Here is a 26,655-nt window from a genome sequence, read left to right on the forward strand (position 1 = left end):
ATTGTTATGCGCCGTTGATCCAGCTGCGGGTTACAGTGTAGCTGTCATCAAACAGAATGATATCGGCCTGATAGCCCGGTGCAATGCGCCCCATCTTGTCATCTAGTTTCAGGAACTCTGCCGGATAAAGGGATGCCATTCTAAGCGCTTCGCCAAGCTCAATACCGATCATCTCGACACAGTTTTTAACCGCACTGATCATATCAAGATCGGAGCCTGCTAGCGTCCCGTTGGCCAAGGCGCAACGCCCATCAGTGGCGATAATTTCCTCACCACCAAGGACAAAGCGTTTTTCAGTTGCGCCAACTGTCGGCATCGCATCCGTCACAAGCATGATCTTGCCTTTTGCCTTGGCTTTAACGGCGATTTTCACAGCGGCAGGATGCACGTGGTAACCATCAACAATCAGTCCACACCAGGTGGTATCATCTGCCATTGCCGCACCGGCAACACCAGGTTCGCGATGGGTAAGGGGGCTCATGGCGTTAAACAGATGGGTAAAGCCACGCATTCCTTCGCCAATTGCCTCCTGAATATCATCATACGTACCTGCAGTGTGCCCGGCGCAAACCAGAACACCTTTGTCTGCAAGCTTCTTTATGGTTCCCTTGGCGGCTTTTTCCGGCGCCATGGTGACCAGAATTCTGCCGTTGGGCAGGCGGGTCAGAAGTTCAATCGCATCATCTTCCATCGGGCGGATGATGTCGGCGGAATGAACGCCTTTACGCTCGACATTCAGGTACGGGCCTTCAAGATGAATACCGACGATACCCGGAACATTTGCATCAATTGCAGCGCTGACGGCCGCAATGGCATCTTCCATCTTGTCTCGATAGTCGGTGATGAGAGTCGGCAGCATCGCAGTGGTACCGAACTTACGATGGGCTTCCATGACGGCGCGCACCCCGTTGATATCGGGTTGATCGTTCAAAAGAACGCCGCCGCCGCCATTAACCTGAACGTCAATCAGGCCGGGGGCCAAAGTTTGGCCCTGACCATCAACGATTTCAATGTCGTTGGGCAGGGCTTTTGCATCGGAAATTGCTTCGATCTTGCCGTTACGCACGATGACCGCTTTTCCGTCGAGAAATTCTGTCCCGTCGAAAATGCGGGCATTGGTAATGGCAAAGCTGGTCATTAGTGGGTCTCCGTCACTTTCGAAAGGTGCGGCGGCGCATCGGGGTTGCAGCCACGAGCCAAAGCCACATTTTCCGCCAGAGTGTAGAATGTCTGGATCATGGCAATCGGCGCCAGTAACGGGTGGATATCCTCGACCACCGGGAGGTGACCCTTGATATCGGCATAGCCCGTCTCTGCGGCAAACAGATTGTCTGTTTTTGCCCGCATCTCGGAAAGGAAATCCTCGACGCTGTCACGTGACGCATCTTGCTGCGAGAATACCAGCATCGGGAAAGTCGGCGTGACCAGTGCCATCGGTCCGTGCTTGACTTCAGCTGCGCTGAAAGCTTCGGCGTGCAAGCTACTGGTTTCCTTGAATTTAAGGGCAGCTTCCTGTGCGATTGCAAATGCTGGTCCACGCCCGATAACATAAAGGCCGTTAGAGTTGGCAATCGTTTCCGATGCACCCAGCCAATCCTGATCCAGAGCGGAATTCAACGATTGAGGCAACTTAACGAGCCCTTTGTTAAATGCATCATCCTGTGTCCAGGCACCTACAATCTGCGCAATCGCTGACAGGGTTGCGATATAGGATTTGGTTGCTGCAACGCTTCTCTCTGGTCCGGCCATCAGCGGGATCACATGGTCAACGGTATCGGCCAGTGGAGAATCGACCACATTCACAAGTGCCACAGTGCGCGCGCCCGCGTCACGGGCTGCCTCGGCATTCTTCACCAGATCAGGGCTCTTGCCAGACTGCGAAACCGCTATGAACAAAGCGTCTTTCGAGGCAATTGAACGATTATAGATTGATACAATTGATGGTGCTGCCGAAACGACCGGAATGCCAAGCTGGCTTTCGATCAGGTATTTGGCATACAGGGTTGCGTGGTCGGAGCTTCCGCGCCCGCAGGTGACAACAAATTTCGGCGGATTGTTCCGCAGGTCTTCCGCCAGCTTGGCAATTGCATCCCTGTTGTGTGCAAGCTGAGTTGCGACAACTTCCGGGGCTTCTGCCAATTCGCGGCCCATCTGCGTTTTCGGACGCCAACTTGTCGTCATGTGCTATATTCCCTTGGTTCTGTATGAATGGCGAGTTGACTCGATCAACGCGCATCCACCTGCATTTCAGCGATAAAGTCATAACTGTCACCGCGGTAATAGGACCGGGTGAATTCCACTGGCGTGCCATTGGCAAGGAAAGAGCGTCGCTCGATATAAAGCGCGGCACTGCCATCCGGCACCCCAAGGATTTTGGCGGTTTCGCCATCAAAAAGTTCGGCCCGAAGGCGCTGCAATGCGCGTTCGGGCTTTTTGTTGTACTTTGCCAGCGCGTCATAAAGCGATTTGTCGACTTCATCCGGGCTGGGCAAAAAGGCGCGCGGAATGACCGCATATTCAAGCGCCATAGGTTTGTCATTCGCTGTACGCAGACGACGCAAACGGGTGACCTCGGTCCCCGGTGACAAATTAAGGGCCATGGCTTCTTCGGGCGAGGCATGACCAAGTGTTTTTTCCAGCCAGACCGCACCCGGATCCATTCCGCGTGTAATCATGTCTTCAGTAAAGGAAGTCAGTCGCGACAGAGCCTGTTCGACACGAGGCGCTACAAAGGTTCCAGCTCCGTGTCGTTGCACCAGAACGCCTTCCTCAACAAGGGCACGCATCGCGTTGCGAACTGTTACCCGTGAAATACCCAATTCGGTTGCCAGATCGCGTTCACTTGGCAATGCATCGTCAACTTGCAGGATGCCATCTTCGATGACAGCCTTAAGAGCAGACTGCAACCGACGATAAAGCGGGCCATTGCCGGTATTTTCAATATCCCGGGTCCTGAGATTTGCGATGATGTCCGACGTTGCGATCATGCCTCGGCTCTTTCATGCTGTTTGGCCAACAAAATAGCACCATGCATGGCGTCAAATTTTGCGGGCGCCATCAGTTTCTTGATATCTTCTGGCATGTGTTTGGCCATCTGTTCGGCAAGCCCGCCCATCAGGGTCAGACGTGGTGCGCCAAAGGCGACCAGCTTCCGGAGAATCTTCAGGTTTGCATCTACGGCGAAATTCACAAGTGATATCGCCGTCTTATCACCGGCAGCCTCGGCATCAAATACCATCGGGCAAAACGCGCCATAATCTGATGGCCGCGCGGTTTCGGCAAACACGACAATATTCTCGGGATTGTTGTCGAATTTGGCCATCACAGCAGTAGTAAGGTCTGTTTTCTCAGCCAAACCTTCATGGGCGAGCAGGGCTGTTTCAATGGCATTGCGACCAATGCGCGCACCACTACCAAGATCGGAGACTTCAAACCCCCAACCAGCGACCGCCAACTCTGTGTTGTCGATGATTGCCTGGCCGCATGTTCCGGTGCCAACGATCAGAATTGCACCATTTGCGCCGTCATGAGCACCAAGGCACGCTGTATAGGCATCGGTTGCAAAACAGGTGCTGGCGAAGGGATGCGCATAAGATTGCGCAAGTTTGCGATCACGCTCAAGCGGGAGGCCTGCAAGTCCCATTCCAGCATGCAGATCGCCAAGTCGGGAACCATCCATACCGGCATTTGAAAGCGCAAGAGACGCAGCTGCGATGATTTCACCAAAAACATGGTCAATACCAAGGCGGGTATTGGCCCCGCCACTCACGGCTTCACCCAGTACGCAGCCGGATTCATTTGCAATCCGCACGCGGCAGCGCGTTCCGCCGCCATCAACACCAAGATAAAGCCGTTCGTTTGCCATGATTGCCTAGCTGCCTTCCCGTTTCTGATCAGAGCATAGCAGAGTGGTATCTTAAAAGGCAATACCAATATAATGCCACTATATTTGATAGTGGTCTGATTTTGGAGTCAGTAGATATACGCACAGATTGTAGGGGTGAATTGAAATAGTTAATTATTACGTTGTTTTATATAGGTTTATCGAGTGTATTGGCGGTCTTTATCGAAAATATTCACGAAGTGGCTTGCGCCGCTGGTATCACAATGGTATTTAATTTGGAGAGGGAGACGGAAAAATGGCATCACGCACTGAAGAATTTGATTCGCGATTTGCCGGGTTGGACCAATGGTCTGACGCCGATTTCCTTATGGCCTTGTGGGAAGGCCAGATGCGTGCTGTGGCTTCGGTTGGTCCGGTCCTGGGGGATCTGGCCACAGCAGCTAACGGGATTGCACGCCGCCTGGGGGGCGGCGGGCGTCTCGTTTATGTCGGCGCAGGAACTTCCGGGACGGTTGCATGGCAAGACGCCAAGGAACTCGGCGGGACCTTTGGTTGGCCCGAAGAGCATACCATTGTCATGCTGGCTGGCGGTGTTCAAAGCTCGCCAAATGAATTCAATGGTGCAGAGGATGATGTCGACCTCGCTGCGCGCGAAATATCCCAACATAATATTTCGGAAAATGATGCCGTAATTGCCATCGCTGCCAGCGGCGCAACGCCCTATACGGTGCGCGCACTGGAGCTGGCGCGCGAACGTGGCGCTTTTACTGTCGGCATTTGCAACAATCCTGATGGTCATATTCTTGGTATTGCGGACACAGGAATTTACCTCGAAAGCGCCCCGGAAGTTGTCGCTGGTTCGACCCGCATGGGGGCGGGAACAGCACAAAAGGCTGCGCTGAACATCCTGTCGACGCTTGTGATGAACAAGTTGGGGCGCCTGTTTGATAACCTGATGGTTGGTATGCGCGCAGAAAATATCAAGCTGCATGAACGGGCAGTACGCATTGTCTCGCACATCGCGTCCTGCGCGCCAGATCAGGCCAAACACGCGCTTGAAAAAACAGACTTTGATATTCGTTCGGCGGTGCTGGTGGCCAAGGGGCACACACCGGATCGGGCAAAAGAAATTCTTGTACTGTCTAATGGAAATCTCCGGACAGCGCTTGAGTACAGGAACTGACATCAACACGGTGCCAGTCCGCCGACATTGATCAGAGGAGGCATAAATGTCGAATAAAGTCTTAGCAAAAGGCCTGGCCGGGGCCCTGGCGGCAAGTGTCGCCCTGGTTCCGTTGATGGCATCTGCTGGCGAACTCGTAATCGAAAGCTGGCGTAACGACGATATCGATATCTGGAATGATAAAATCATTCCGGCATTCAACAAAGAACACCCGGACATCAAGGTTTCGTTCAAACCGACCCCGCCGACCGAATATAACGCATCGGTCAATGCCAAGCTGGCAGGCGGCACCGCAGGCGACCTGATCACCTGCCGTCCGTTTGACGCATCGCTTGAACTTTACAAGCAGGGCAACCTTGCGCCGCTTGATGACCTCAAGGGGATGGATAACTTCTCTGATGTTGCCAAATCTGCATGGCAAACAGATGACGGTTCTGTCACCTTCTGCCTGCCGATGGCGTCTGTCATTCACGGTTTCATCTATAACAAGGAAGCCTTCGAGGAAGTCGGCGTAGAAGTCCCGAAAACCCGCGAAGAATTCTATGCCGCCCTTGACAAGATCAAGGAAGAAGGCAGCTACATTCCGATGGCAATGGGCACCGCAGACCAGTGGGAAGCGGCAACCATGGGCTTCCAGAATATCGGTCCGAACTACTGGAATGGTGAAGCTGGTCGTAAAGCTCTGATCGATGGTAGCGCGAAATTCACCGATGCGCCTTATGTCGACACCTTCGAGGAACTGGCAAGCTGGAAGAACTATTTGCCAGACGGCTATGAAGCCATTTCCTATCCGGATGCGCAGAACCTGTTCTCGCTGGGGCGCGCAGCTGTTTATCCGGCTGGCTCCTGGGACATTTCGCTGTTCAACAACCAGGCTGATTTCGAGTTCGGCGCATTTCCGCCGCCCCCTGCAACTGGTGCCGATACCTGCTATATCAGTGACCATACCGACATTGCTCTTGGCCTGAATGCAGGTTCGGAAAACGCAGCAGAAGCCAAACTGTTTCTTGAATGGATGACGGGCTCCGAGTTTGCCGAACTCTATTCCAACGCGCTGCCGGGCTTCTTCTCGCTTTCAAACCACAAAGTCGCCGTGACCGATCCGGTTGCAAACGAGTTCGTGAGCTGGCGCCAGAAGTGTGAATCCACCATTCGCAACTCCTACCAGATTCTGTCGCGTGGCACGCCGAACCTTGAAAACGACCTGTGGAACCTTTCTGCACAGGTAATCAACGGTACGCTGACCCCGGCAGATGCAGCAGGTGCTGCCGAAGCTGGTCTTGCGAAGTGGTATGCTCCGCACCAGTAACATATCGAAAGGATGGCGGAGACTGCGGGTTTCTGCCATCCTTGCTTTATCGCCCGATCAGGTAACAGCATGCGTTCTGTATCTTGAGGCCGCCGGGCGGAAAAACTGCGGTCCATACATGAGAAGGTTATTCAGAAACCTTCAATCTTTTAATCTTGGATAACAGGACAGGGTATGGCGCATTCCGGCCCCATGACCGATTGGCGCAAGGCAAAATTGCCTGTGATCGCCTTTCTGGCCCCAGCAACGATCATTTACACGCTGTTTATGATCTATCCGCTGCTTGATTCAATCCGGCTCAGCTTCTATGCGACCCCGAGTGGTGGTGATACTGCTTTCGTTGGTTTGGACAACTATCGCACCATTTTGGCTGATCCGGATTGGTCGGCGACCTTTTGGAACAGCTTCTGGAACAATATGAAGTTCTTTGCTGTTCACATGTTGATCCAGAACCCGATCGGCATTGCGCTGGCTGGTATTCTCAGCCTGCCGCAGCTCCGCTTCCGGAATACCTATCGCACCATGATGATCATGCCGACCATGCTTTCAGTGGTGATTGTCGGCTTTATCTGGCAGTTGATCCTGAGCCCTGTCTGGGGTGTTGGCGCAGACCTTCTTGATATTGTCGGTCTTAAATCTTTGTTCGGTCCCTGGCTGGGCAAGGAAGGTAGTGCCTTGATCACTTTGTCATTCATTTCGGTCTGGCAGTGGGTTGGCATTCCCTTGATGCTGATTTATGCCGCCTTGCTTGCGATCCCGGACGATCTGGTTGATGCCGCAATTGTCGATGGCGCGACCCATTTCGAAGTATTCATCCATATCAAGTTGCCGTTGGTCCTGCCGACTGTTGCCATGGTCTCCATTCTGACATTTGTTGGTAATTTCAATGCCTTCGACCTGATTTATGCAGTAAAGGGTGCGTTGGCAGGCCCGAACTTCTCGACCGATATCATGGGCACATTGTTCTATCGCACATTCTTTGGTTATCAGTTGCAGCTTGGAAACCCGCATCTCGGGGCGACGGTTGCATCCCTGATGTTCCTGATCATTCTGGCAGGCGTTCTGTTCTATCTGTTCGCCATTCAGCGCCGTCTGGCGCGTTATCAGCTGTAATCGGGGGCGACGATGAATTTTGCAAATATACGTCGGGAAGACGCCAGTCGCGCTGTGATCGTTCATGCGATCCTTCTGACCTACACGCTGGTGGCGCTGTATCCGATTTTCCTTGTGGTGATTAACGCCTTCAAGACCCGTAAGGGAATCTTCAAGGATCCGATGGGGCTGCCAAATGCCGATACCTTCAGTCTGGAAGGGTTCACCAAGGTTCTGGCAAAATCGAATTTTGAGCTGTTTTTCTATAACAGTTTTACAGTGACCATCGTTACCATCGTGATTGTTCTGTTGCTGGCGGCGATGGCTGCATGGGCATTGTCGGAATACAAATTCCCGGGCAATACGGTGCTCGCCCTGTATCTTGCCATCGGTATCATGGTGCCGATCCGGCTTGGTTCTGTGTCGATCCTGAACCTTGTGGTCGATATGGGGCTGGTGAACACGTTGACTGCACTGGTTCTGGTTTATGTTGCGCAGGGATTGCCACTGGCGATCTTTATCCTGACGGAATTCATGCATCAAATTCCCAAGGATTTAAAAGAAGCCGCACGGTGTGACGGGGTCGGGGAGTTCAAAATCTTCTTTGCGATCATTCTTCCGCTAATCCGCCCGGCCGTGGCAACTGTCGCAGTTTTTACGATGATCCCGATCTGGAATGATCTTTGGTTCCCGCTGATTCTTGCACCGGGCGATGGCAAGCAGACCATTACCCTGGGTGTGCAGCAATTCATTGGCCAGTATGTGACTGACTGGAACGCGGTTCTGGCATCACTGAGCCTTGCGATTATCCCGATCCTGATCCTTTACCTGATTTTCTCCCGACAACTCATTCGCGGCCTGACATCCGGCGCGGTGAAGTAATTGTTGGCTGATAGGAGCTTTGAATAAATGGCTGACTTGAAACTTGACCAGATCCGTAAAAGCTATGGCGCGGTTGATGTCCTGCATGGCATTGATCTGGATGTAAAAGACGGTGAATTCGTGGTGTTTGTCGGGCCGTCAGGTTGCGGAAAATCCACCTTGTTGCGCATCATTGCCGGTCTGGAAGACATCACTGGTGGCGATCTGATGATTGATGGCGAACTGGTGAATACCAAAAGTCCGCGTGATCGCGGAATTGCCATGGTTTTCCAGTCCTATGCGCTTTATCCGCATATGACAGTCTACAAGAACATGGCGTTCGGGCTTAAGCTCGATAAACAGGACAAGGCTGCAATTGACGCTCGTGTGCGTGAAGCCGCGCGCATCCTGCAGCTTGATCAACTTCTTGATCGCAGACCGTCGGAGCTTTCAGGCGGTCAGCGCCAACGTGTTGCCATTGGTCGTGCGATCGTGCGCCAGCCAAAGGTGTTCTTGTTTGATGAACCGCTTTCAAACCTTGATGCCGCGTTGCGCGTTCAAACCCGCATCGAAATTGCAAAACTGCATCAGGATCTGAAATCGACGATCATTTATGTTACCCACGATCAGGTTGAAGCCATGACGTTGGCAGACAAGATCGTGGTGATGAATGGTGGCAATGTCGAACAGGTCGGATCACCGATGCAGCTTTACCATCATCCGGAAACCCGTTTTGTTGCGGGCTTTATCGGATCACCAGCCATGAATTTCACCAGCGTCACGATCGACGGGGTTGAGCAGGGCAAAGTGACCGTATCGGTTCCAGGCGGTGTCAAATCGGTTCTGCCATTTGACGTTCCGGCTTCCGAAATCGGATCGCAGGTCGAACTGGGAATTCGCCCGGAACATCTGTCCCTTGGCGATCAGGGCGAATTGACGGTCAATGGTGAGGTCGATGTCGTCGAGAAGCTTGGCGATTCTACCTATTTGTATCTGAAACTTGCCAATGGTGATCGCGTCACGGTTCGCGCCCCCGGACATAGCCGGGTAAAAATCGGTGAAACCGTTACGGCATCTGCGCCCGCCGGAGCCGCGCATCTGTTTAACGGGCAAGGCAAAGCCTTTACGAAAGTAGATTGCCCGGCCGAGTTCAGTGCAGAAGACTGACCATATCCGTCGCACTGAAAACGGAACATCTTGAGAAAAGGCGCCGTTCATGGCGCCTTTTTGCTTTTCAGTCAGCCGGTCCGCTTCACAGCTGAAAAACTGTTGCAGAACTTTAACTTGCCCTTGCTCTAGACAGGCGCAAAAATGAACCCTGCGTGTTCAAAAGAAAGAAAAAGTTTCGTTTTTTCTTTCGTATCAACACGAATGTTTGCGATATTGCTCCGTGCCGGAGCGAGATAACCAAATTCTATGAACGATCCGGCCACAGGGAAATGCCATCACGTTTATAACGAGGGTTCAAAATGTCTAAAAAACACGGCGCATTGCGCGGTTCTTTGCTTGGCCTCACAGCGATTGCTGGAATGGTTGCCTTCACTTCAGCGGCTCAGTCTGAAGAGCTTCGTCTGCTGACCTGGGGTGGCTATGCCCCGGACGAAGTTGTCGAGCTGTTCGAAAAAGAAACCGGCATCGATGTCGAAGTGACGTTGTCCAACAACGAAGACATGATTTCAAAACTGCGTGCGACGGGCGGCGGTGGTTTTGACCTTGCCCAGCCGTCCCAGGACCGCATCGCCGGTGCTCAGCTTGAATACGGTATCTACAAACCGATCGACCTTTCGAAAGTCGACGCGGCCAAATTCATTCCGTCGATGCTTGATGCGACCAAAACCAACACCACCGTTGAAGGCGACGTTTACGGCGTGCCGCATGTCTGGGGCACCAGCGGCCTGATCGTTGACAAATCCAAAGCCGCAAACGTCGCAGACTATACCGACCTTTGTGCACCGGAAGTTGCAGGCAAGGTTTCCTATCGCCTGAAGCGTCCGACCCTGATCGGTTTCGCTTACGCGATGGGACTTGATCCGTTTGCGGCATATGGTGATGAAGCCAAGTATCAGGAAATCCTTGATGCGGTCGAAGCCAAGCTGATTGACTGCAAATCCAACGTTAAAACCTATTGGGAAGGTGGCGATGCGCTGCTGAACCTCGTACGTTCGAGTGAAGTCGTTGCAGCAATGGCTTGGGATACTGGCGGCTGGAAGCTCAATAACGACAATGCCGACATCACCTTTGTCGCACCGAAATCCGGCGCACTTGGCTGGATTGATACCTTTGCACTGCCGCGCAAGACAAAGAACGAAGATGCTGCCTATAAGTGGATCAACTTTGTCATGCAGCCGGAAATCGCTGCTAAAATCACTGCAAGTGCAGGCAACTTTACCGCCTCCAAGGGTGCGGATGAGTTTGCAGATGCAAAACTCAAGGCTCAGTTCCAGGGCAGTTTCCCGCCGGCTGACCTCGATAACATCAAATGGTATCCGACTGTTCCGGCAGGTCTTGAAGTGCTTGAGGGTAAAACCCTTGATCGCGTGAAGGCTGCTCAGTCGAACTAAGGAAACTTTTTTCCTGAGAACTTTCGTCCCCGGCATATTTTTGTGCCGGGGATATCGTGCTTTCTGGAATGGCAATCACCATTCGATTGGCTCCACCAACAAAAATAACGTGAACAGGGCTCCTATGGCTGACCAATTTGACCTTGAATGCCGCAATGTGGTCAAAACTTTTGACGACTTTACCGCCGTCAATGACATCTCACTGGCAATCCCCAAAGGGTCGTTTTTCTCCATCCTTGGTCCAAGTGGATGCGGCAAGACGACGCTGCTTCGGATGCTGGCCGGGTTTCAGGCCCCCACATCGGGCGATATCCTGATCAAGGGCGCATCGGTGCTGGGTGTTCCACCCAACCGTCGGCCGGTCAATATGGTATTTCAGCATCTTGCCTTGTTCCCGATGATGAATGTTGCCGAAAACGTTGCCTATGGCCTTAAACGCCGTGGTGTTGACAAGGCAACGATCACGCAAAAGGTCAATGAAACCCTTGCACGGGTAGGACTTCCAGATGCTGGCCCCAAACAGATTAGTCAGCTCTCAGGTGGCCAGAAGCAGCGCATCGCGATTGCGCGCTGTCTTGTTCTTGACCCCGCTGTTCTGCTTTTGGACGAACCTTTAGGGGCGCTTGACCTTAAATTGCGCGAACATATGAAGGTTGAACTCAAACAGCTGCAACATGAGATCGGCACCACGTTTGTTTACATCACCCATGACCAATCCGAGGCACTTGTGATGTCCGATCAGGTTGCGATAATGAATGCCGGACGATTTGAGCAGGTCGGTGCGCCACAGGACCTCTATTACAATCCCAAAACGGCCTTTGTTGCGGGCTTTGTCGGTGAGAGCAATCGCTGGCACGGCACTGTTGAAGGTGGCGATGATCACAAGATCGAAATCAATCTTGCCAGCGGCGGCAAAGTCATCGCTAAACGCGACGGCCAGACCAATCTGGTCACCGGTCAGGGTGTCGACGTTTTTGTCCGTCCCGAAGCCATCGCCATTGATGGCACGGAAGGTGCCGACAACAGTCTTTCCGCCAAGGTTGATAATGTCCTGTTTAATGGTGCCGCAAGCAGTCTTCAGGTGCGTGAACTTGTGACCGGTCATGAAATGACCGTTGCCTTGCCCCAGACCGGTGCATTTGCCTCCGTCAAGGCAGGGGACGAAATCAGGCTTTCATGGAGCGTCGAGCAAACCCGTTGCTTCGCATCGACCGAAGGCGGAGCAGGAGCATGAGCAAGACAGCTTCCATAACCGGAGGCAGCGCGTTTCGCTTTGGCTTGCTGTTGTTGGCAATGCCGTTGCTATTGTGGCTGTTTCTGTTGGTTATTTTGCCGCACATGGACCTTTTCCTGGTCTCGATGCGCGAACGCATTTCATATGGAAAATATGAATTCAGCCTGATCAACTATATCGAATTTTTTGCAGAACCCCTTTACTGGAACACCTATGTCCGGACGGCGGTGATGTCGATCTTTGCCACGATCCTGACGCTCGTAATCGGCTTTCCGGTGTCATACTACATCGCCAAGGTGATGCGCGGAAAGGGCAAGAATGCGCTGTTTCTGATGTGCCTGATCCCGTTCTGGGTTTCGGAACTGGTTCGGACCTTTGGCTGGATGATCCTGCTGCGCGAAAGCGGCGTTATAAGCAATTTCTTGCAATGGGCCGGGATCGCGGATGGTCCTGTGGAAATGCTTTATAACGACGCGGCCATCATGGTCGGTCTGGTTTACACGTCGATGTTGTTCATGGTTGTTCCTCTGGTTTCGGTTCTCGACAGCCTTGATGACAGTCTGATCGAGGCGGGATATGACCTTGGTGGCAACGCATTCACCGTAACACGTGACATCGTTATTCCCCATGCCATGCCCGGTATTGCCTCAGGATGCATCGTTGTCTTCATGCTGACACTTGGCAATTATCTGACACCCAATTTGTTGGGGGGTAAGGACAGCCTCTGGTTTACCGAACAGATTTACACCCAGTTCATTACCAGATTTAACTGGGAGTCAGGGTCTGCGTTTGGCTTCCTGCTGTTGATTTTGTCATCTGCGATTGTCTGGATCGGGTTGAAACTCAGCAAACAGACGCTTTCAGAAACCGTGGGCTAGGGGAAAGAACATGATTCCAAGTATTCCGCAGCCCAAATTCTACAAGGGCCTCTATTCAAGCTATATCGCGCTGTTCTTTGTCTATCTGAGCGCACCGCTGATTGTCGTGGGTGTCTTTGCCTTCAACGACAGCCTGTTTCCGTCCATGCCCTGGGAGGGAGGGACTCTTGCCTGGTTCTTTGGAAATGAGGATCCCTATATCGGGATATTCAATGACACCAAGCTTCTTGAAAGTGTCGGCGTTTCGGCATTTGTGGCGTTTTGGGTCACCATCCTGTCAGTAACGGTCGGAACCTGTAATGCATTTCTGTTTGAACGCAGTAAGTTTCCCGGCAAGAACCTGCTTTATATTATCTCGCTTTCGCCACTGGTTATTCCAGGTGTGATCCTTGGTATTTCAATTCTTGTCTTCTCGAATGCCATTGCAAACGGTATCGAAGATAGTATTGGCTGGGATCTTGAGTTCCTGCGACCGGGCCTGTTTCTTGTGATCATTGGCCAGTTCGCCTTTATCACGACGATCACGACACTGGTGATCTCGGCTCGTTTGCGTAAATTTGATGTCAGTCTTGAAGAAGCTGCGCTTAATCTTGGCGCGACACGGCGTGCAGCACTCTGGACCATAACGATCCCGTTCCTCAAACCGGCATTGATCGGGGCAGGGATTGTGGCATTCCTGATGTCATTTGAGAACTTCAATACGACATTGATGCTGGTCGGGTCTGATGCGCCGCTGACCATTGCGATGTTTGATCGCCTCAAGCAGGGATCAACACCAGTTCTCAATGCGTTGTCGTTGCTGTTGATGGTGGTGTCAGGCGGTTTGGCTTTGCTCTCGGTCTTCGTGCAGCGTGACACCAAGAACTGATATCCGATCAAAATGTTCATTTCTGAATGTTAAAGGGTGGCATCAATGCCACCCTTTCTTTTTATCTTTGATAAACCGGCAAGCTGCATAAATGCGCAAAAAAACGTGACAGATTCATAATATGGAAACAAAAAATTCATATTAGACAATGTGTTGATAGCAACATTGAGATGACTCCATACTATCAGAAGCAATAATTTTGCGGGGTTTTGCAAATTCATTGCTGTTCATGTGAACGTTTTGATCCATCAAATTGTGAGTTTTAAGCCCAAATAACAGTGCAATATTGATCATTTATACGTTCGAAAAGTAAATTTCCGAAAACTGTCACTTGAGGAAACAGGGCTCCCGACAGAAAACGAATGCGTTGTGACGAACCGGACAACAGGCGGTTTGAAACAGATGTTTTTTATTTGGGAGCTAACAGATCATGTTTCGCAAGACACTAATGGCAGCCGCTGCCGTGTTTGCCATCGGCAACACTGCAGAAGCCGCAACCGAGATCACCTGGTGGCACGCTATGGACGGCGCGCTTGGTGGTGTGGTTGATCAGATCACCGCAGATTTTAACGCAAGCCAGTCCGATTATCACCTTGTTGCAGTTAACAAGGGTGGCTACGAAGACACCATGACGGCAGGTATCGCTGCGTTCCGCGCGAAAAACCAGCCGAACATCATTCAGATCTTCGATGCTGGCGCTGCAACCATCATCAATGCCAAAGGTGCTGTTAAGCCGGTTCAGGACCTGCTCGAAGAAAACAACGTCAAATTCGACATCAATGAATACATTCCGGGTGTTCGCTACTTCTATGCAGACTCTGATGGCAAGATGATCGGCATGCCGTTCAACAGCTCGACCCCGCTTCTGTATTACAACAAGGAAGCCCTTGCCAAAGCCGGTGTAGACGTTCCGAAAACCTGGCAGGAATTCGAAGAAGCCGCTCCGAAGCTCAAAGCTGCCGGTTACACCGCTCTTGCCCAGTCGCACAGCCCGTGGATCTTCTTTGAAAACTTCATGTCGCGCCACAATCTGCAGATGGCGACCGGCAACAACGGCTATGACAGCACCGATGTTAAGATCCTTTATAACAACGATGCCTTGAAAGATCACTGGAAGCGCGTCAAAGCCTGGAAAGACGAGGGTTACTACGGCTATTACGGTCGTGCATGGGGCGCAAACCAGGATGCTTTCGTTCAGCAACAGGTCGCCATGTGGATCGGTTCCTCCGGTTCGTTCGGTGGCCTTCGCAAATCCGCCCAGTTTGATTTTGGCACTTCGACCCTTCCTTACTGGAAAGGCGTTGGTGACGCACCGAAATCGACCTTTATCGGCGGTGCTTCGCTGTTTGCCTTCTCTGGTCATAGCGCAGAACAGGATGCTGGCGTTGCCGCATTCTTCAAATTCCTGACCAAGCCGGAAACCCAGTATTACTGGCACAAAGAAACCGGTTATGTGCCGATCACCACGGCAGCATACGAGCTGGCGAAAAAAGACGGCTACTACAAAGAAAGCCCGGATGCCGAAGTTGGCATTCAGCAGCTTTCCGAGGAAGGTGGTGAGTGGACCAAAGGTTACCGCCTTGGTTTCTACGTCCAGATCCGTGAAGTCATCTATCGCGAAGTCGACAAGATGATGAATGGCGAAGAAACCATTGATGCAGCCTTCAACACGATTGAAGAAGAAGCAAACGGCCTTCTGGATCGCTTCAACGATACCTATTCGAACTAATCTGCTTTTCGCAAATACGGGGCGGCCCAAGCTGGTCGCCCTGTTTTGCATTTTTTGGACTTGAGTAATGGTGGCATAGGCGATGAAGCGCGTACAATTTGAACATAGCGCGGTGCCCTATCTTTTTGTTGCACCCCAGATTTTGATTATTTCCATATTCTTCCTGTGGCCAGCGGCACAGGCGGTTTACCAGTCATTCCTTCTTGAAGATGCCTTTGGCATGTCTTCGCAATTTGTCTGGTTCCGCAATTTCGAGGATGTTCTATCGAGCGCATCCTGGAGCCGTTCGGCGATCTTTACAGTGATCTTCTCGGTGGCAGTTGCCGTTATTTCGATCATCATATCGCTTTTTCTAGCGGTACGTGCCGACGAAGTTATCCGTGGCGCCAAGTCCTATCGGACGCTTCTGATGTGGGGGTACGCGGTTGCGCCGCCCGTGGCTGGTCTGCTTGGTAATATGATGTTCAACCCGCTGATGGGTGACCTTTACAAAGCGTTCAACAGCTTCGGGTTTGAATTCAATCATATTCAAAACGCCAATGATGCGGCCTTTGTTGTCATTCTGATTGCGGTCTGGAAACAGGTCAGTGTGAATTTCATCTTCTTCCTGTCCGGCCTTCAGGGCATTCCGAAGTCCGTTCAGGAAGCAGCGACACTTGATTGTAAAAGTGCAGAACGTCGTTTCTGGACGATTACCTTCCCGTTGCTTGCTCCGACGACCTTCTTCCTGCTGGTGATCAACCTGACGTACGCCTTCTTTGAAACCTTTGGAATCATTGATGTGTCGACCAAGGGGTCTCCGGGCGGGGCAACGGCAACGCTTGTCTACAAGGTTTATGTCGATGGTTTCATCGGGGCGGATTTGGGCGGCAGTTCCGCGCAATCGGTTTTGCTGATGATCATGGTCAGTATTTTGACCGTGTTCCAGTTCCGCTTCATTGAACGCAAAGTGCATTACTAGGGGGCCGCGATGTATCAGTCGAAATGGCGAATATTCACCAATCACACAATCCTGATCCTTGGCGCGCTTTTCATGATCATGCCGGTCTGGATTGCATTTGCATCATCCACCCATACGCGTGAATTCATTTTCCAGAACGGTCTGCAATTCTGGCCGGGTGGACATATGATCGAAAACTACGGCGCGATCCTGTTTGATCCAGCGGCAACAAAGGGCAGGGTGACCGCTCTTGAAATGCTGTTTAACAGCATGGTACTGGGCCTTGGCTTTGCAATCGGCAAGGTGATCATTTCCATGATGGCGGCCTATGCGATTGTCTATTTTCGGTTCAAACTTGCCGTGCCGCTGTTCTGGGTGATTTTTTCGACCCTTTTGCTGCCGCTCGAAGTGCGTATTGTTCCGTCTTATGAGGTCGTTGCAAATCTTGGGCTGCTAAACAGCTATACCGGTCTGATCCTGCCGCTGATTGCCTCGGCAACCGGGACTTTCTTCTTCCGGCAGTTTTATCGGTCGGTACCCGATGAGCTGCTTGAGGCAGCCCGTCTTGACGGTGCCGGTCCTGTCCGGTTCTTTATCGATATTCTGGTTCCGCTGTCGGTCACGATGATCGCGGCAATCTTTATCATCATGTTTGTTGTTGGCTGGAACCAGTATCTTTGGCCGCTTCTGATGACCACCGATGATCAGCTTTACACGATCGTGATCGGCATCAAACAGGTCTATAACTCGCTTTATGAAGGCGGACAGATACCGCAATTCCCCAAGGCATTCGCTCTGACAATCATGGCGACCATTCCACCGGTGCTGGTGGTGGTGATCTTCCAACGCATGTTCATCAAGGGACTGGTCGAGACAGAGAAATAATCTCTGTCTCCCGATTTCTGCTGAATGGAAACCAACTGATCCGGATACAGGATACAAAGATGGCAACAGTTACCCTTAATCAGGCTGAAAAAACCTACCCGAACGGGTACAAGGCGATCCATGGCATTGATCTTGCCATTAAGGATGGTGAATTTACAGTTCTGGTCGGCCCATCGGGCTGCGGAAAATCCACCTTGCTGCGCATGATAGCAGGCCTTGAAAGCATTTCGGCTGGTGAGATCAGCATTGATGACAAGGTCGTCAACAAGGTTGCGCCGGCTGATCGTGATATCGCAATGGTGTTCCAGAACTACGCGCTTTATCCGCATATGAACAATTTCGACAATATGGCTTATGGCTTGCGTAACCGTGGCTATAGCAAGACTGACATCGAAAGCAAGGTGCGCGAAGCCGCCCGCATTCTGCAACTTGAAGATCATCTGGAACGCAAACCCCGTCAGCTTTCTGGTGGCCAGCGTCAGCGTGTTGCCATGGGCCGGGCAATTGTCCGTCAACCAAAAGTCTTCCTGTTTGACGAACCGCTGTCGAACCTGGACGCGAAGCTTCGTGTGGACATGCGTCTTGAAATCAAGAACTTGCAGCAACGTCTTGGCATTACATCTGTTTATGTCACCCATGATCAGGTGGAAGCCATGACTTTGGCAGATCGACTGATCGTCATGAATGGCGGCGTCGCCGAGCAGATCGGTACTCCGATTGATATCTACGAAAAGCCTGCCACTAAATTTGTTGCTGGTTTTATCGGGTCTCCGGCGATGAATTTCCTGACGGCTAAAGTATCTGATGATTGTAAACATGTGATCGTCGGAGATGGCGTGATGCTTGATATTGATCATGATGTTGCTGGCGGCCAGGCGGTGACCGCCGGTATTCGTCCCGAACATCTTAGCCTTGCCTACAATGGCGATGGGCACATCAATGCGGTTGTTCGTATGGTGGAATCTCTTGGCGCTGAAACGCTGGTATACCTAGATTTCGGTTCCGGGGCGGACAATGTGACGCTGCGCCTGCAGGGAACGCACCAGTTTGCCAAAAACGATGCCTTGAGCTTGACTGTTCAGGCAGACAAAATTCATCTGTTTGATATCGAGACTGGCAAGCGTATCTGAACGCTACCAATCAGTTGAATATGGCACCTCCGGCGGGGATGACCTGTCGGGGGTGTTTTTTGTTTCAGAAATGGGGCACTTTACCCTTGTCTCGAATGGTCCGAACGGGGTAGTTCGTATCGTCAAAGATTATGGAGAACACTGTGCAGCCAGACCTGAAAAAATCCCTGTATGCAGAAGCCGAAAAAGAGCTTCTCAGCATCACCGAAGGGGAAACCAACATCACCGCTTTGATGGCCACAGTGTCCTGCGTCCTGTCGGAAAAGTTCGATTATTACTTCTGGACCGGTTTTTATGTGGTTGATCCACAAAAGGAAAACGAGCTGGTCGTTGGGCCGTATCAAGGTACACTTGGTTGCCTGCGCATCCCGTTCGGGCGCGGCGTTTGCGGCACAGCGGCGGCTTCGCGCGAAACACAGCTGGTTGCTGATGTTCATGCATTTCCCGGGCATATCGCCTGTGACAGCCGGTCAAACTCTGAAATCGTGGTTCCGGTCATCAATCGTGATGGGCAGTTGATTGCTGTGCTTGACGTCGATAGTGTCGAATATGGCTCCTTTGATGAAACGGATCGCGTTTCACTTGAATCTTTAATGCAGCGCATTTTTGCGTAATGATAATTCACAAGTCCCGATTATTCGGGACAGCGGACAACACAAACTTGGAAGATAACCCATGGCTGGTAGTGTCAATAAAGTCATTCTCGTCGGGAACCTCGGGCGCGATCCTGAAATCCGGTTCACCCAGGCCGGTAAGAAAATCGCCAACTTCAGCATTGCGACCTCCGAACAGTGGCGCGACCGTCAGTCTGGTGAACGTCGCGAGCGTACTGAATGGCACCGCATTGTTGTCTTCAACGAAGGCCTTGCAGATGTTGTCGAGCGTTTCGTGAAAAAAGGCAGCAAGCTTTATATCGAAGGCCAGCTCCGCACTCGCAAGTGGCAGGGGCAGGATGGCAAAGACAACTATACCACTGAAGTTGTGCTCGAAGGTTTCAACTCGAACCTGACCATGCTTGATAACCGCGGCGAAGGCGGCGGCATGGGTGGTGGCGCATCATCCGGTGGCAACTATGGCGGTTCTGACAGCGGTTACGGTGGTGGCTCTGACGCAGGTTGGGGTAATGGCGGATCTTCCGGTGGTGGTTCTGCCCCGGCCGGTGCACCTGACCTTGATGACGAAATTCCGTTCTAGGATTTTCTCTGGAACTACGGTTTCAAAACACCCCAAAGCAGTGACTGTTTTGGGGTGTTTTACTTTGCGAGACTTGCCTGCATAACCATATCTATCGAAGCTGATCGAAGAAAATCGTGCACATCAAGAACCGCCAGATTGCGTCCACTGGAAAACGGCGGTTTGCATCAGAAAGACAAGGAGAACTGTATCGAGACACGACACGTTGCAAAGTTATGCCTGATCGTGCTATCGCGTTACAAAATAATTAGAAAAACTCTTGTTCTCGGGAAGCGGCATTCAGTTGTGGAAGGCTGGTATATCCAAGTTGGTTGGACCTGTTTTTGGAACCCCGCGCATGGGGCAAAGCTATAACGTTCAGGATTGTTCCTATGCCGTGATCCGAAATGGCGAGGGAAAGTTTGCCGTGGCGCGCACACCAAAGGGTATTGTTCTTCTGGGTGGGGGCGTTGAGCCTGGCGAAAGCGAACAGGATGCACTTTATCGCGAGGCCTATGAGGAATCCGGATATCGGATCAACATTGTTTCGCGCCTTGGTTTTGCATCCCAATATGTCAATAATCCAGCCAAAGGACGCTATCGGCTAAAACGCGGGACCTTTTTTGAATGTGAACTCCGCGAAAAGCTTGGTCCGCCTGTTGATGACGATCATGAACTAATCTGGCTTTCCTACGAAGATGCCCACGCAAGTTTGATCCGCCCGTTTCATAAATGGGCCATCGAATTCATGCGCTAGTCAGCCGCAACACTTCTTGAATTTCTTGCCGGAACCACACGGGCAGGGGTCGTTTCGGCCCACCTTTTCCAAAGTGGTTTTACCGTCCTGTAAAGACGCACCTTCGCTATGTTGTTTTGTGTCTCCGGGAAAAATACCATCGACATAAAACCATTTTCCATCACGGCGTTCGAAGTTCGAACGTTCATGAAGCTGGTATGTCTGACCATTTTCAACAAAGCTTGCGATGAATTCGACAATGCCGGTTTGATCAAGCATTCCACCGGCAACCCGGTCGATAATCTCCAGTCCGGTCCAGTGTGTTTGATCCCGGCCAATGCTGCCCCCGTCAAAACCCCTGCGACTTTCTTTAGCCAGTGTCGAAGTCAGGTAATCCCCATTGCGAAGAACAAACGCTGTGTAACGCGATCGCATCAATTTCTCGGCAGTTTCGGCAAAACTGCGCCCCGAATGATACAGACCACAGCAGTGATCATAAGGTCTGGAGCTTCCGCACGGGCAGGACGACGTGGGTAAATGGTCTGGCATGATGTGTCCCGGTTACCAGCAAAACAGGAATGTTCGCGACACTACAATAAGTGTCCCTTTGATGCCAGATCAGGAAGTCTGGTGTTTACCTTTCGGTCACCCGATACCGGTGTATTTGACCATAGGTCACCAGTTCCATCGAATTTGGACAGCTTGCCTTTGTTTCGCCTTATATCGATTTTACCGTGAATTGTTGGCGTTTTGAGTACCTGACAGCGCTTGTCAGTTATCTTTTCTAAAATGCTGATAACGGTTGATTAATATAACTGAAACTCTGGTCAGAAGTTCTTGACTGATTTGGTCGGGATTAGATATATTAAGCAACGCGGGTGGGGGCCCAAAGGCACCGCCGGATCAACGTCCGGCCTATTGGCGGACATGTAAATTGTCGATTTGCTTCATGTAAGGATGAGACACCATGAATGAACTTCTTATTAGCGTCTGCTGTCCTCTTCCATAGGTCTCTATGGAATGAATATGCGACCGGACCAATCAGCTTTCCCAAAAAATCCGGTCGTCCAAGTGAATAAATTCACAACCGACAGTGTTCGCGCGTCATCTAACCTATGACGGACTCCGTATTCAATACAGATGTCGACGCGTGAACCTCTCAGGAGGACATATAATGAGCGCCATTAAATTACCTGCAGTATCTCTGGAAGACGGTTTCTCGGGCTATCTCCGTGAAGTCTGGAAGTTTCCAATGCTTACTGCGGACGAAGAATACATGCTGGCCCACCGTTATCAGGACCATGATGACACCGCGGCTGCCCATAAACTTGTCACCAGTCACTTGCGTCTGGTCGCCAAGATCGCATTCGGTTACCGCGGCTATGGCCTGCCGATGGCAGACCTTGTTGCCGAAGGCAATACCGGCCTGATGCGTGCGGTTCAGAAATTCGATCCGGAACGCGGTTTCCGTCTGTCGACCTATGCGATGTGGTGGATCCGTGCTGCGGTTACGGAATACATTCTGCAGAGCTGGTCGATGGTCAAACTTGGCACCATGGCAGCCCAGAAGAAGCTGTTCTTCAGTCTGCGCAAGGCAAAACGTCAGCTTAACATCTATGACAATGGTGAATTGTCGCCCGAAGAAGCTGATCAGGTTGCCGAAAAGCTTGGTGTAACCGGTCGTGAAGCGCTTGAAATGAACCGCCGTCTTGCGGCACGTGATTTCTCGCTCAACACGCCGATGCCAAAAGACGAGGGGATGGAATATCTTGATACCCTGTCTTCGGATGCGCCGAGCCCGGAAGCCATCGTTGCCGATGCCGAAGAACGTGTTCTTCATAACGGCATGCTGAAAAACGCACTTGGCGAGTTGCCTGAACGTGAGCAGGAAATCATCAAGGCCCGTTTCCTGAGCGATGACCCGATCACCCTTGAGAAACTGGGTGAACGTTTCGGTGTCAGCCGCGAACGTGTTCGTCAGCTTGAAGCACGTGCATTCAAGAAACTTCAGGAAAGCGTTCTGCTGCAACATGCCGCAGCATGATCCTGACGTTCCTCGGAAACAACAAAAGGCGGCATCATGGAGATGTCGCCTTTTTTGTATGAATATCAGCCCAAGTAACGTAACGACCGGGAAGGGCGCTTAGCGGCCTTCAAGAATGGTGCGTGATTTGGCAATGATGTCGATGGTCTTGTTCCAGAGATTGTAATTTGTGACCTCGTTCACCTTCACCCATTTGGCATCTGCTGCATCACCGCCAAGGCTGATATCGGGATTAAGCGCAACGGCCACAAAATCAATCAGGGTATAGTGATATTCAACCTTGTCTTCTTCGGTATGCGCAATCAGATCGACTGTATCGACCAGGATCGGACTGGAAATCTTGACGCCGGTTTCTTCCATGACTTCACGACAAACAGCCTCGCGCACCGTTTCGCCCAGTTCCTGCGCGCCGCCAGGGATGCTCCAGCTGCCGATATTGGGTTCCTTGCCGCGCTGGATCAGCAGAACATGATCCTGATGCCAGACAACAGCCCCAACGCCGATGATCGGGCGTGGTAAAAAGGTTCGCTCATCAAGCTCGGAAATCGTCATCATCATCTTCCAAATCATCGTCCGGATCAGGGACTTCGTGAACTACTTTTCCGGTCATTTCGCGGGCGCGGATACCCGGTGTACCAAGAAACTGATCTTCCGATTCCGGATGCAGGGACATCACGAAATCCTTGGCCGGCGCATCGCCAATCGCAAACTGACGCGCCGTTTCGTAATCGGGGGCGCGCACCTTGGCAGTTTTCACCCCAACCGAACCATCTTCATCGTAAATATATTCGATTATCCAGACCTGCAAAACGTCTCCATACCGGTTCTGTTTAACCATTTGCGGTTTGTTTGGTTGCGCCGCAAACTTGATTACTGCTATCACTTCAGGAAACGGGTAAACCGATCCAATGTCGCAGCATTGCCATATTCTTACTTACAAATACCAAATGCCAAAGGCTATTCTTGTAAAAGAGCATTTGGTTGCGGCACTTCAGCACAGGTGATCAATGAACGCCAAGCGCGATGATACCAATGATACGGAAAATCAGGGTTCCGGTCATACACTTCCAAGCCCGGGCCTTTTTGCCCGTATGCGGGCATATTTCCTGACCGGCATTCTCGTAAGCGCGCCACTTGCAATTACCTTCGGCTTGGCCTGGTGGTTTATCGAATTCGTCGACAGCAAGGTTATCCCGCTGATCCCGGCACATTACAATCCGGAAACCTATTTGCCGGATGGTTATCAGGATTATGGTATTCCGGGACTTGGATTGCTGGTTATTCTGGTCTTCATTACCGTTGTTGGCTGGTTCACCACGAACTTTGCCGGACGGGCGCTGATCAAGCTTTACGAGCGCATTCTTGGCCGCATTCCGGCAGTACGCAGCATCTATAGTGCTGTCAAACAGATCCTTGAAACTGTTCTGGCCAACCAGTCCAATGCGTTTCGTCAGGCGGTGTTACTTGAATATCCGCGTCGTGGCATGTGGGCAATCGGCTTTATTACCGGTGAAACCAAGGGCGAGGTCCAGCACCTTACCGAAGATACGGTGATCAATATCTTCTTGCCAACGACGCCAAACCCAACGTCGGGATTCTTGTTGTTCGTCCCGCGTGGAGATATTGTGATCCTTGATATGACCGTCGAAGAAGCCATCAAGATGGTGATGTCGGGCGGTATTGTGACCCCGCCGGATCGCCGTCCGATTGAAGAACAGAAGCATCCAAAAGTTGCTGCCAAGACATATGAGGATGTCGATGTTCTCCGCGAAAAGGAGAATGTCCCCATTCTGGTTTCGCGCGATATTCCGGCCCGGATCGACACCGATGAAAGTGCATCATCGAAAGACGGAAAAACACGCGAAGACGCCTGATTATCCGCCACAAATGACAGAACAAAAAACAAGGGCGCTTTTTACAAGCGCCCTTGTTCTAGCTGACCAGTTTCGATCTAGCCCGATCTGAAATATCGTACAGCCTCATCACGTTCAAACAGATAAAGCAATAATCGTAGCGCTTCACCACGGGCTTTCTGAAGATCAGGATCCCGGTCCACAATCAGGCGCGCATCGTCACGCGCAATCGCCAGCAAGTCACCATGCAGCTCCAGATTGGCCAACCGGTATTCCTGAAGCCCGCTTTGGCGGGTACCAAGAACTTCGCCCGCGCCACGTAATTTCAGGTCTTCCTCGGCAATGATGAACCCGTCCTCTGTCTCGCGCATAATCTTCAGGCGCGCCTTGGAAACTTGACCCAGCGGGCTGCCATACAAAAGCAAACAGGTCGATGCCGCATCACCACGACCAATGCGTCCCCGCAACTGATGGAGTTGGGCCAGACCAAACCGTTCAGAATGCTCGATCACCATAATGGTGGCTTCAGGCACATTAACGCCGACCTCAATCACGGTCGTTGCAACAAGAATGGACGTATCCCCATGGGCAAAACGTTCCATCACCTCGTCTTTTTCCTTGCCCTTCATCTTGCCGTGAATAAGACCAACCCGGCTTTCACCGAACAGCTCTACGAGAACTCGATAACGTTCTTCTGCGGCCTGAAGGTCAAGGATTTCGGAATCTTCCACCAACGGACAGACCCAATAGATTTTGGTGCCTGTGCGCATGGCGCGTCCGATTCCCGAAATCACATCATCAACCTTGTCGATGGGAAGAACACGGGTATCAACCGGCTTTCTTCCGGGCGGCTTTTCATCCAGACGCGATACTTCCATATCCCCGAATGCCGTAAGGGTAAGGGTGCGCGGGATCGGCGTTGCTGTCATGACCAGTACATCGACGGCTTGTCCTTTGCCCGCCAGCATCAGGCGCTGATGGACACCAAAGCGATGCTGTTCGTCGACAACCGCAAATGCAAGGTCTCTGAAAATGACGTCTTCCTGGAACAGGGCATGAGTGCCGACTGCGATCTGAATATCCCCGTTGGCAAATCCCTCTAGCGATGCCTTGCGGGACTTTCCCTTGTCGCGCCCGGTCAGAATGGCACAAGTCACACCGATCTGTTCAAGCAAGGGGGAAATGGTTTCAAAATGCTGCCGGGCAAGAATTTCAGTCGGGGCCATCAGGGCGGCCTGACGTCCGCATTCAACAGCATTAAGCATCGCCATCAGTGCAACAACGGTTTTCCCCGATCCGACATCCCCTTGCAAAAGGCGCAACATGCGTCCTTCACTCGCCATATCGGCATAGATATCCTTAAGTGCACGTTGCTGTGCGCCCGTCATGGCAAAGGGCAGGTTGCCTGACAAGGCATCACGCAATTTGCCGTCACCTTGTGTGACCCGCCCACCCAATTTGCGCATCTTTGCCCGTATCAGCGCCAGTGCCAGTTGATTGGCCAGCAATTCATCATAGGCAAGCCGTTTGCGCGCCGGATGATCCGGCGACAGATCAGCTTCATCTTGCGGATTATGAGCAGTATGAAGGGCAGTCTTCAAATCTGGCCATTTGTGTCGCGCCACCAGTGCCGGATCATGCCATTCTGGCAAATCCGGAACCGTGGCAAGGGCTGCGCGCGCGGCCTTGGTCAAAGTCTTGCCCGTTACACCGGCCGACATCGGATAAACCGGCTCAACCGTCTGGATGTCGTCTCGCTCGGCCTCGGTACCGATACGGTCAGGGTGGGTGATTTGATATTCGCCGCGATAATGATCGATCTTGCCTGACACGATGCGCTTTTCGCCAATCGGCAGGACATCGTTCAGATATTTTGCCCGCGCATTGAAAAATGCCAGCACAACAGGGCCGCTCAGCGTTTTACAGATCACCCGATAGGGACGCCGACGGTTTGGCGACGGATCGTGCCGCTCGACCCAGACATCAAGGGTTACAATCGACCCGTCAATGGTTTCAGCAAGGGGTGGCGAAAAACGACGGTCAATGATCCCGGATGGTAAATGCCACAGCAAATCTGCCACATGTTCCCCGCCAATCAGCCGCTCGACCAGCGGCTTCAGCCGCGGACCAATGCCTGCCAGCGTGTCTATTTCAGCAAAAAGAGGGAACAGAATTTCCGGGCGCATGTCGGTTTTCGTTGCAACTTTCGATGAGAACGTTAATAGAACAATTATGTTTATGGCACGGGTATACAACAAAATTATCGCGGGACAACCTGCAAGTCACGAATTGATGCAAAATCAACTGATCGCAGCATGGACCCCGACCGTATTTT

26 protein-coding genes are annotated in these 26,655 nt (G+C 51.8%); 18 read left to right on the plus strand and 8 right to left on the minus strand.

The window, feature by feature from the left end:
- Positions 1-4: 4 nt before the first annotated feature.
- From nagA to WA318_RS10505, 4 genes are read right to left on the minus strand one after another with little or no spacing between them, the layout of a single operon-like run.
- Positions 5-1,138: an N-acetylglucosamine-6-phosphate deacetylase gene (gene nagA / locus WA318_RS10490; RefSeq protein WP_336080845.1), complete on the minus strand. Its 1,134-nt coding sequence runs from the start codon at positions 1,136-1,138 to the stop codon at positions 5-7.
- A complete protein-coding gene (locus WA318_RS10495) occupies positions 1,138-2,181 on the minus strand; it encodes an SIS domain-containing protein (RefSeq protein WP_336080848.1) in 1,044 nt (347 codons plus the stop codon). Before WA318_RS10495 ends, nagA begins: the two co-directional genes overlap by 1 nt.
- 44 nt (positions 2,182-2,225) lie before the next feature.
- Positions 2,226-2,987 carry a GntR family transcriptional regulator gene (locus WA318_RS10500; RefSeq protein ID WP_114099788.1) on the minus strand — a complete coding sequence of 254 codons (762 nt, stop codon included), beginning with the start codon at positions 2,985-2,987 and terminating at the stop codon, positions 2,226-2,228.
- Positions 2,984-3,865: a BadF/BadG/BcrA/BcrD ATPase family protein gene (locus WA318_RS10505; protein ID WP_336080851.1), complete on the minus strand. Its 882-nt coding sequence runs from the start codon at positions 3,863-3,865 to the stop codon at positions 2,984-2,986. The genes WA318_RS10500 and WA318_RS10505 overlap by 4 nt, the downstream gene beginning before the upstream one ends.
- 274 nt (positions 3,866-4,139) lie before the next feature.
- Here WA318_RS10505 and WA318_RS10510 point away from each other — a divergent pair, with 274 nt between their 5' ends.
- The 16 genes from WA318_RS10510 (at position 4,140) to WA318_RS10585 (ending at position 20,444) form a co-directional block, all read left to right on the plus strand.
- A complete protein-coding gene (locus tag WA318_RS10510) occupies positions 4,140-5,027 on the plus strand; it encodes an N-acetylmuramic acid 6-phosphate etherase (protein ID WP_114099786.1) in 888 nt (295 codons plus the stop codon).
- Between the two features lie 46 nt (positions 5,028-5,073).
- Positions 5,074-6,336: an ABC transporter substrate-binding protein gene (locus tag WA318_RS10515; protein ID WP_336080854.1), complete on the plus strand. Its 1,263-nt coding sequence runs from the start codon at positions 5,074-5,076 to the stop codon at positions 6,334-6,336.
- Between the two features lie 174 nt (positions 6,337-6,510).
- A complete protein-coding gene (locus WA318_RS10520; protein WP_336080858.1) occupies positions 6,511-7,449 on the plus strand; it encodes a carbohydrate ABC transporter permease in 939 nt (312 codons plus the stop codon).
- 12 nt (positions 7,450-7,461) lie between these two features.
- Positions 7,462-8,310 (plus strand): carbohydrate ABC transporter permease, encoded by an 849-nt coding sequence (locus WA318_RS10525; RefSeq protein WP_114099783.1) that lies wholly within the window; start codon positions 7,462-7,464, stop codon positions 8,308-8,310.
- A 27-nt stretch (positions 8,311-8,337) separates the two neighbouring features.
- Positions 8,338-9,456 carry an ABC transporter ATP-binding protein gene (locus WA318_RS10530; RefSeq protein ID WP_114099782.1) on the plus strand — a complete coding sequence of 373 codons (1,119 nt, stop codon included), beginning with the start codon at positions 8,338-8,340 and terminating at the stop codon, positions 9,454-9,456.
- Positions 9,457-9,758: 302 nt separating this feature from the next.
- Entirely contained in the window at positions 9,759-10,850 is a 1,092-nt protein-coding gene (locus WA318_RS10535) for an extracellular solute-binding protein (protein ID WP_336080862.1), read from the plus strand.
- A 124-nt stretch (positions 10,851-10,974) separates the two neighbouring features.
- A complete protein-coding gene (locus tag WA318_RS10540; protein WP_336080864.1) occupies positions 10,975-12,084 on the plus strand; it encodes an ABC transporter ATP-binding protein in 1,110 nt (369 codons plus the stop codon).
- Complete coding sequence (locus tag WA318_RS10545; protein WP_114099778.1) at positions 12,081-12,962, plus strand: ABC transporter permease; 882 nt, start codon at positions 12,081-12,083, stop codon at positions 12,960-12,962. Before WA318_RS10540 ends, WA318_RS10545 begins: the two co-directional genes overlap by 4 nt.
- 10 nt (positions 12,963-12,972) lie before the next feature.
- Positions 12,973-13,830, plus strand: a complete 858-nt coding sequence (locus tag WA318_RS10550) for an ABC transporter permease (protein WP_336080868.1) — start codon at positions 12,973-12,975, stop codon at positions 13,828-13,830.
- Positions 13,831-14,260: 430 nt separating this feature from the next.
- Positions 14,261-15,559: an extracellular solute-binding protein gene (locus tag WA318_RS10555; RefSeq protein WP_114099776.1), complete on the plus strand. Its 1,299-nt coding sequence runs from the start codon at positions 14,261-14,263 to the stop codon at positions 15,557-15,559.
- Between the two features lie 82 nt (positions 15,560-15,641).
- The gene (locus tag WA318_RS10560) at positions 15,642-16,520 is read left to right on the plus strand and encodes an ABC transporter permease subunit (protein WP_336080872.1); all 879 of its coding nucleotides are present in this window, start codon (positions 15,642-15,644) and stop codon (positions 16,518-16,520) included.
- Positions 16,521-16,529: 9 nt separating this feature from the next.
- A complete protein-coding gene (gene ugpE, locus WA318_RS10565; protein ID WP_114099774.1) occupies positions 16,530-17,384 on the plus strand; it encodes a sn-glycerol-3-phosphate ABC transporter permease UgpE in 855 nt (284 codons plus the stop codon).
- 59 nt (positions 17,385-17,443) lie between these two features.
- Positions 17,444-18,514: a sn-glycerol-3-phosphate import ATP-binding protein UgpC gene (locus WA318_RS10570; RefSeq protein WP_336080874.1), complete on the plus strand. Its 1,071-nt coding sequence runs from the start codon at positions 17,444-17,446 to the stop codon at positions 18,512-18,514.
- 143 nt (positions 18,515-18,657) lie between these two features.
- On the plus strand, positions 18,658-19,128 hold the full coding sequence (locus WA318_RS10575; RefSeq protein WP_114099829.1) for a GAF domain-containing protein: 471 nt from the start codon (positions 18,658-18,660) through the stop codon (positions 19,126-19,128).
- 61 nt (positions 19,129-19,189) lie between these two features.
- Positions 19,190-19,708 (plus strand): single-stranded DNA-binding protein, encoded by a 519-nt coding sequence (ssb, locus tag WA318_RS10580; protein WP_336080877.1) that lies wholly within the window; start codon positions 19,190-19,192, stop codon positions 19,706-19,708.
- Between the two features lie 337 nt (positions 19,709-20,045).
- The gene (locus tag WA318_RS10585; RefSeq protein WP_336080879.1) at positions 20,046-20,444 is read left to right on the plus strand and encodes an NUDIX domain-containing protein; all 399 of its coding nucleotides are present in this window, start codon (positions 20,046-20,048) and stop codon (positions 20,442-20,444) included.
- Here the strand turns inward: WA318_RS10585 and WA318_RS10590 are convergent, their stop codons facing one another.
- The gene (locus WA318_RS10590) at positions 20,445-20,972 is read right to left on the minus strand and encodes a YchJ family protein (protein ID WP_336080881.1); all 528 of its coding nucleotides are present in this window, start codon (positions 20,970-20,972) and stop codon (positions 20,445-20,447) included.
- Between the two features lie 625 nt (positions 20,973-21,597).
- Between WA318_RS10590 and rpoH the strand changes: the two genes are divergently transcribed.
- Positions 21,598-22,467 (plus strand): RNA polymerase sigma factor RpoH, encoded by an 870-nt coding sequence (gene rpoH, locus WA318_RS10595; RefSeq protein WP_114099769.1) that lies wholly within the window; start codon positions 21,598-21,600, stop codon positions 22,465-22,467.
- A gap of 99 nt (positions 22,468-22,566) precedes the next feature.
- Here rpoH and WA318_RS10600 read toward each other — a convergent pair whose 3' ends face one another.
- Together WA318_RS10600 and WA318_RS10605 are read right to left on the minus strand one after the other, a co-directional pair.
- The gene (locus WA318_RS10600; protein ID WP_336080884.1) at positions 22,567-23,025 is read right to left on the minus strand and encodes an NUDIX hydrolase; all 459 of its coding nucleotides are present in this window, start codon (positions 23,023-23,025) and stop codon (positions 22,567-22,569) included.
- Positions 23,000-23,275, minus strand: a complete 276-nt coding sequence (locus tag WA318_RS10605; RefSeq protein WP_114099828.1) for a hypothetical protein — start codon at positions 23,273-23,275, stop codon at positions 23,000-23,002. Before WA318_RS10605 ends, WA318_RS10600 begins: the two co-directional genes overlap by 26 nt.
- Before the next feature lie 199 nt (positions 23,276-23,474).
- On the opposite strand from WA318_RS10605, the gene WA318_RS10610 reads away from it, so the two are divergent.
- Entirely contained in the window at positions 23,475-24,341 is an 867-nt protein-coding gene (locus WA318_RS10610) for a DUF502 domain-containing protein (protein WP_336080886.1), read from the plus strand.
- Between the two features lie 77 nt (positions 24,342-24,418).
- Here WA318_RS10610 and recG read toward each other — a convergent pair whose 3' ends face one another.
- Complete coding sequence (gene recG, locus WA318_RS10615; protein ID WP_336080888.1) at positions 24,419-26,506, minus strand: ATP-dependent DNA helicase RecG; 2,088 nt, start codon at positions 26,504-26,506, stop codon at positions 24,419-24,421.
- Between the last annotated feature and the right edge of the window lie 149 nt (positions 26,507-26,655).

The sequence above is a fragment of the Thalassospira sp. CH_XMU1448-2 genome, assembly GCF_037027285.1.
In the GTDB taxonomy this organism is placed as follows: domain Bacteria; phylum Pseudomonadota; class Alphaproteobacteria; order Rhodospirillales; family Thalassospiraceae; genus Thalassospira; species Thalassospira profundimaris_C.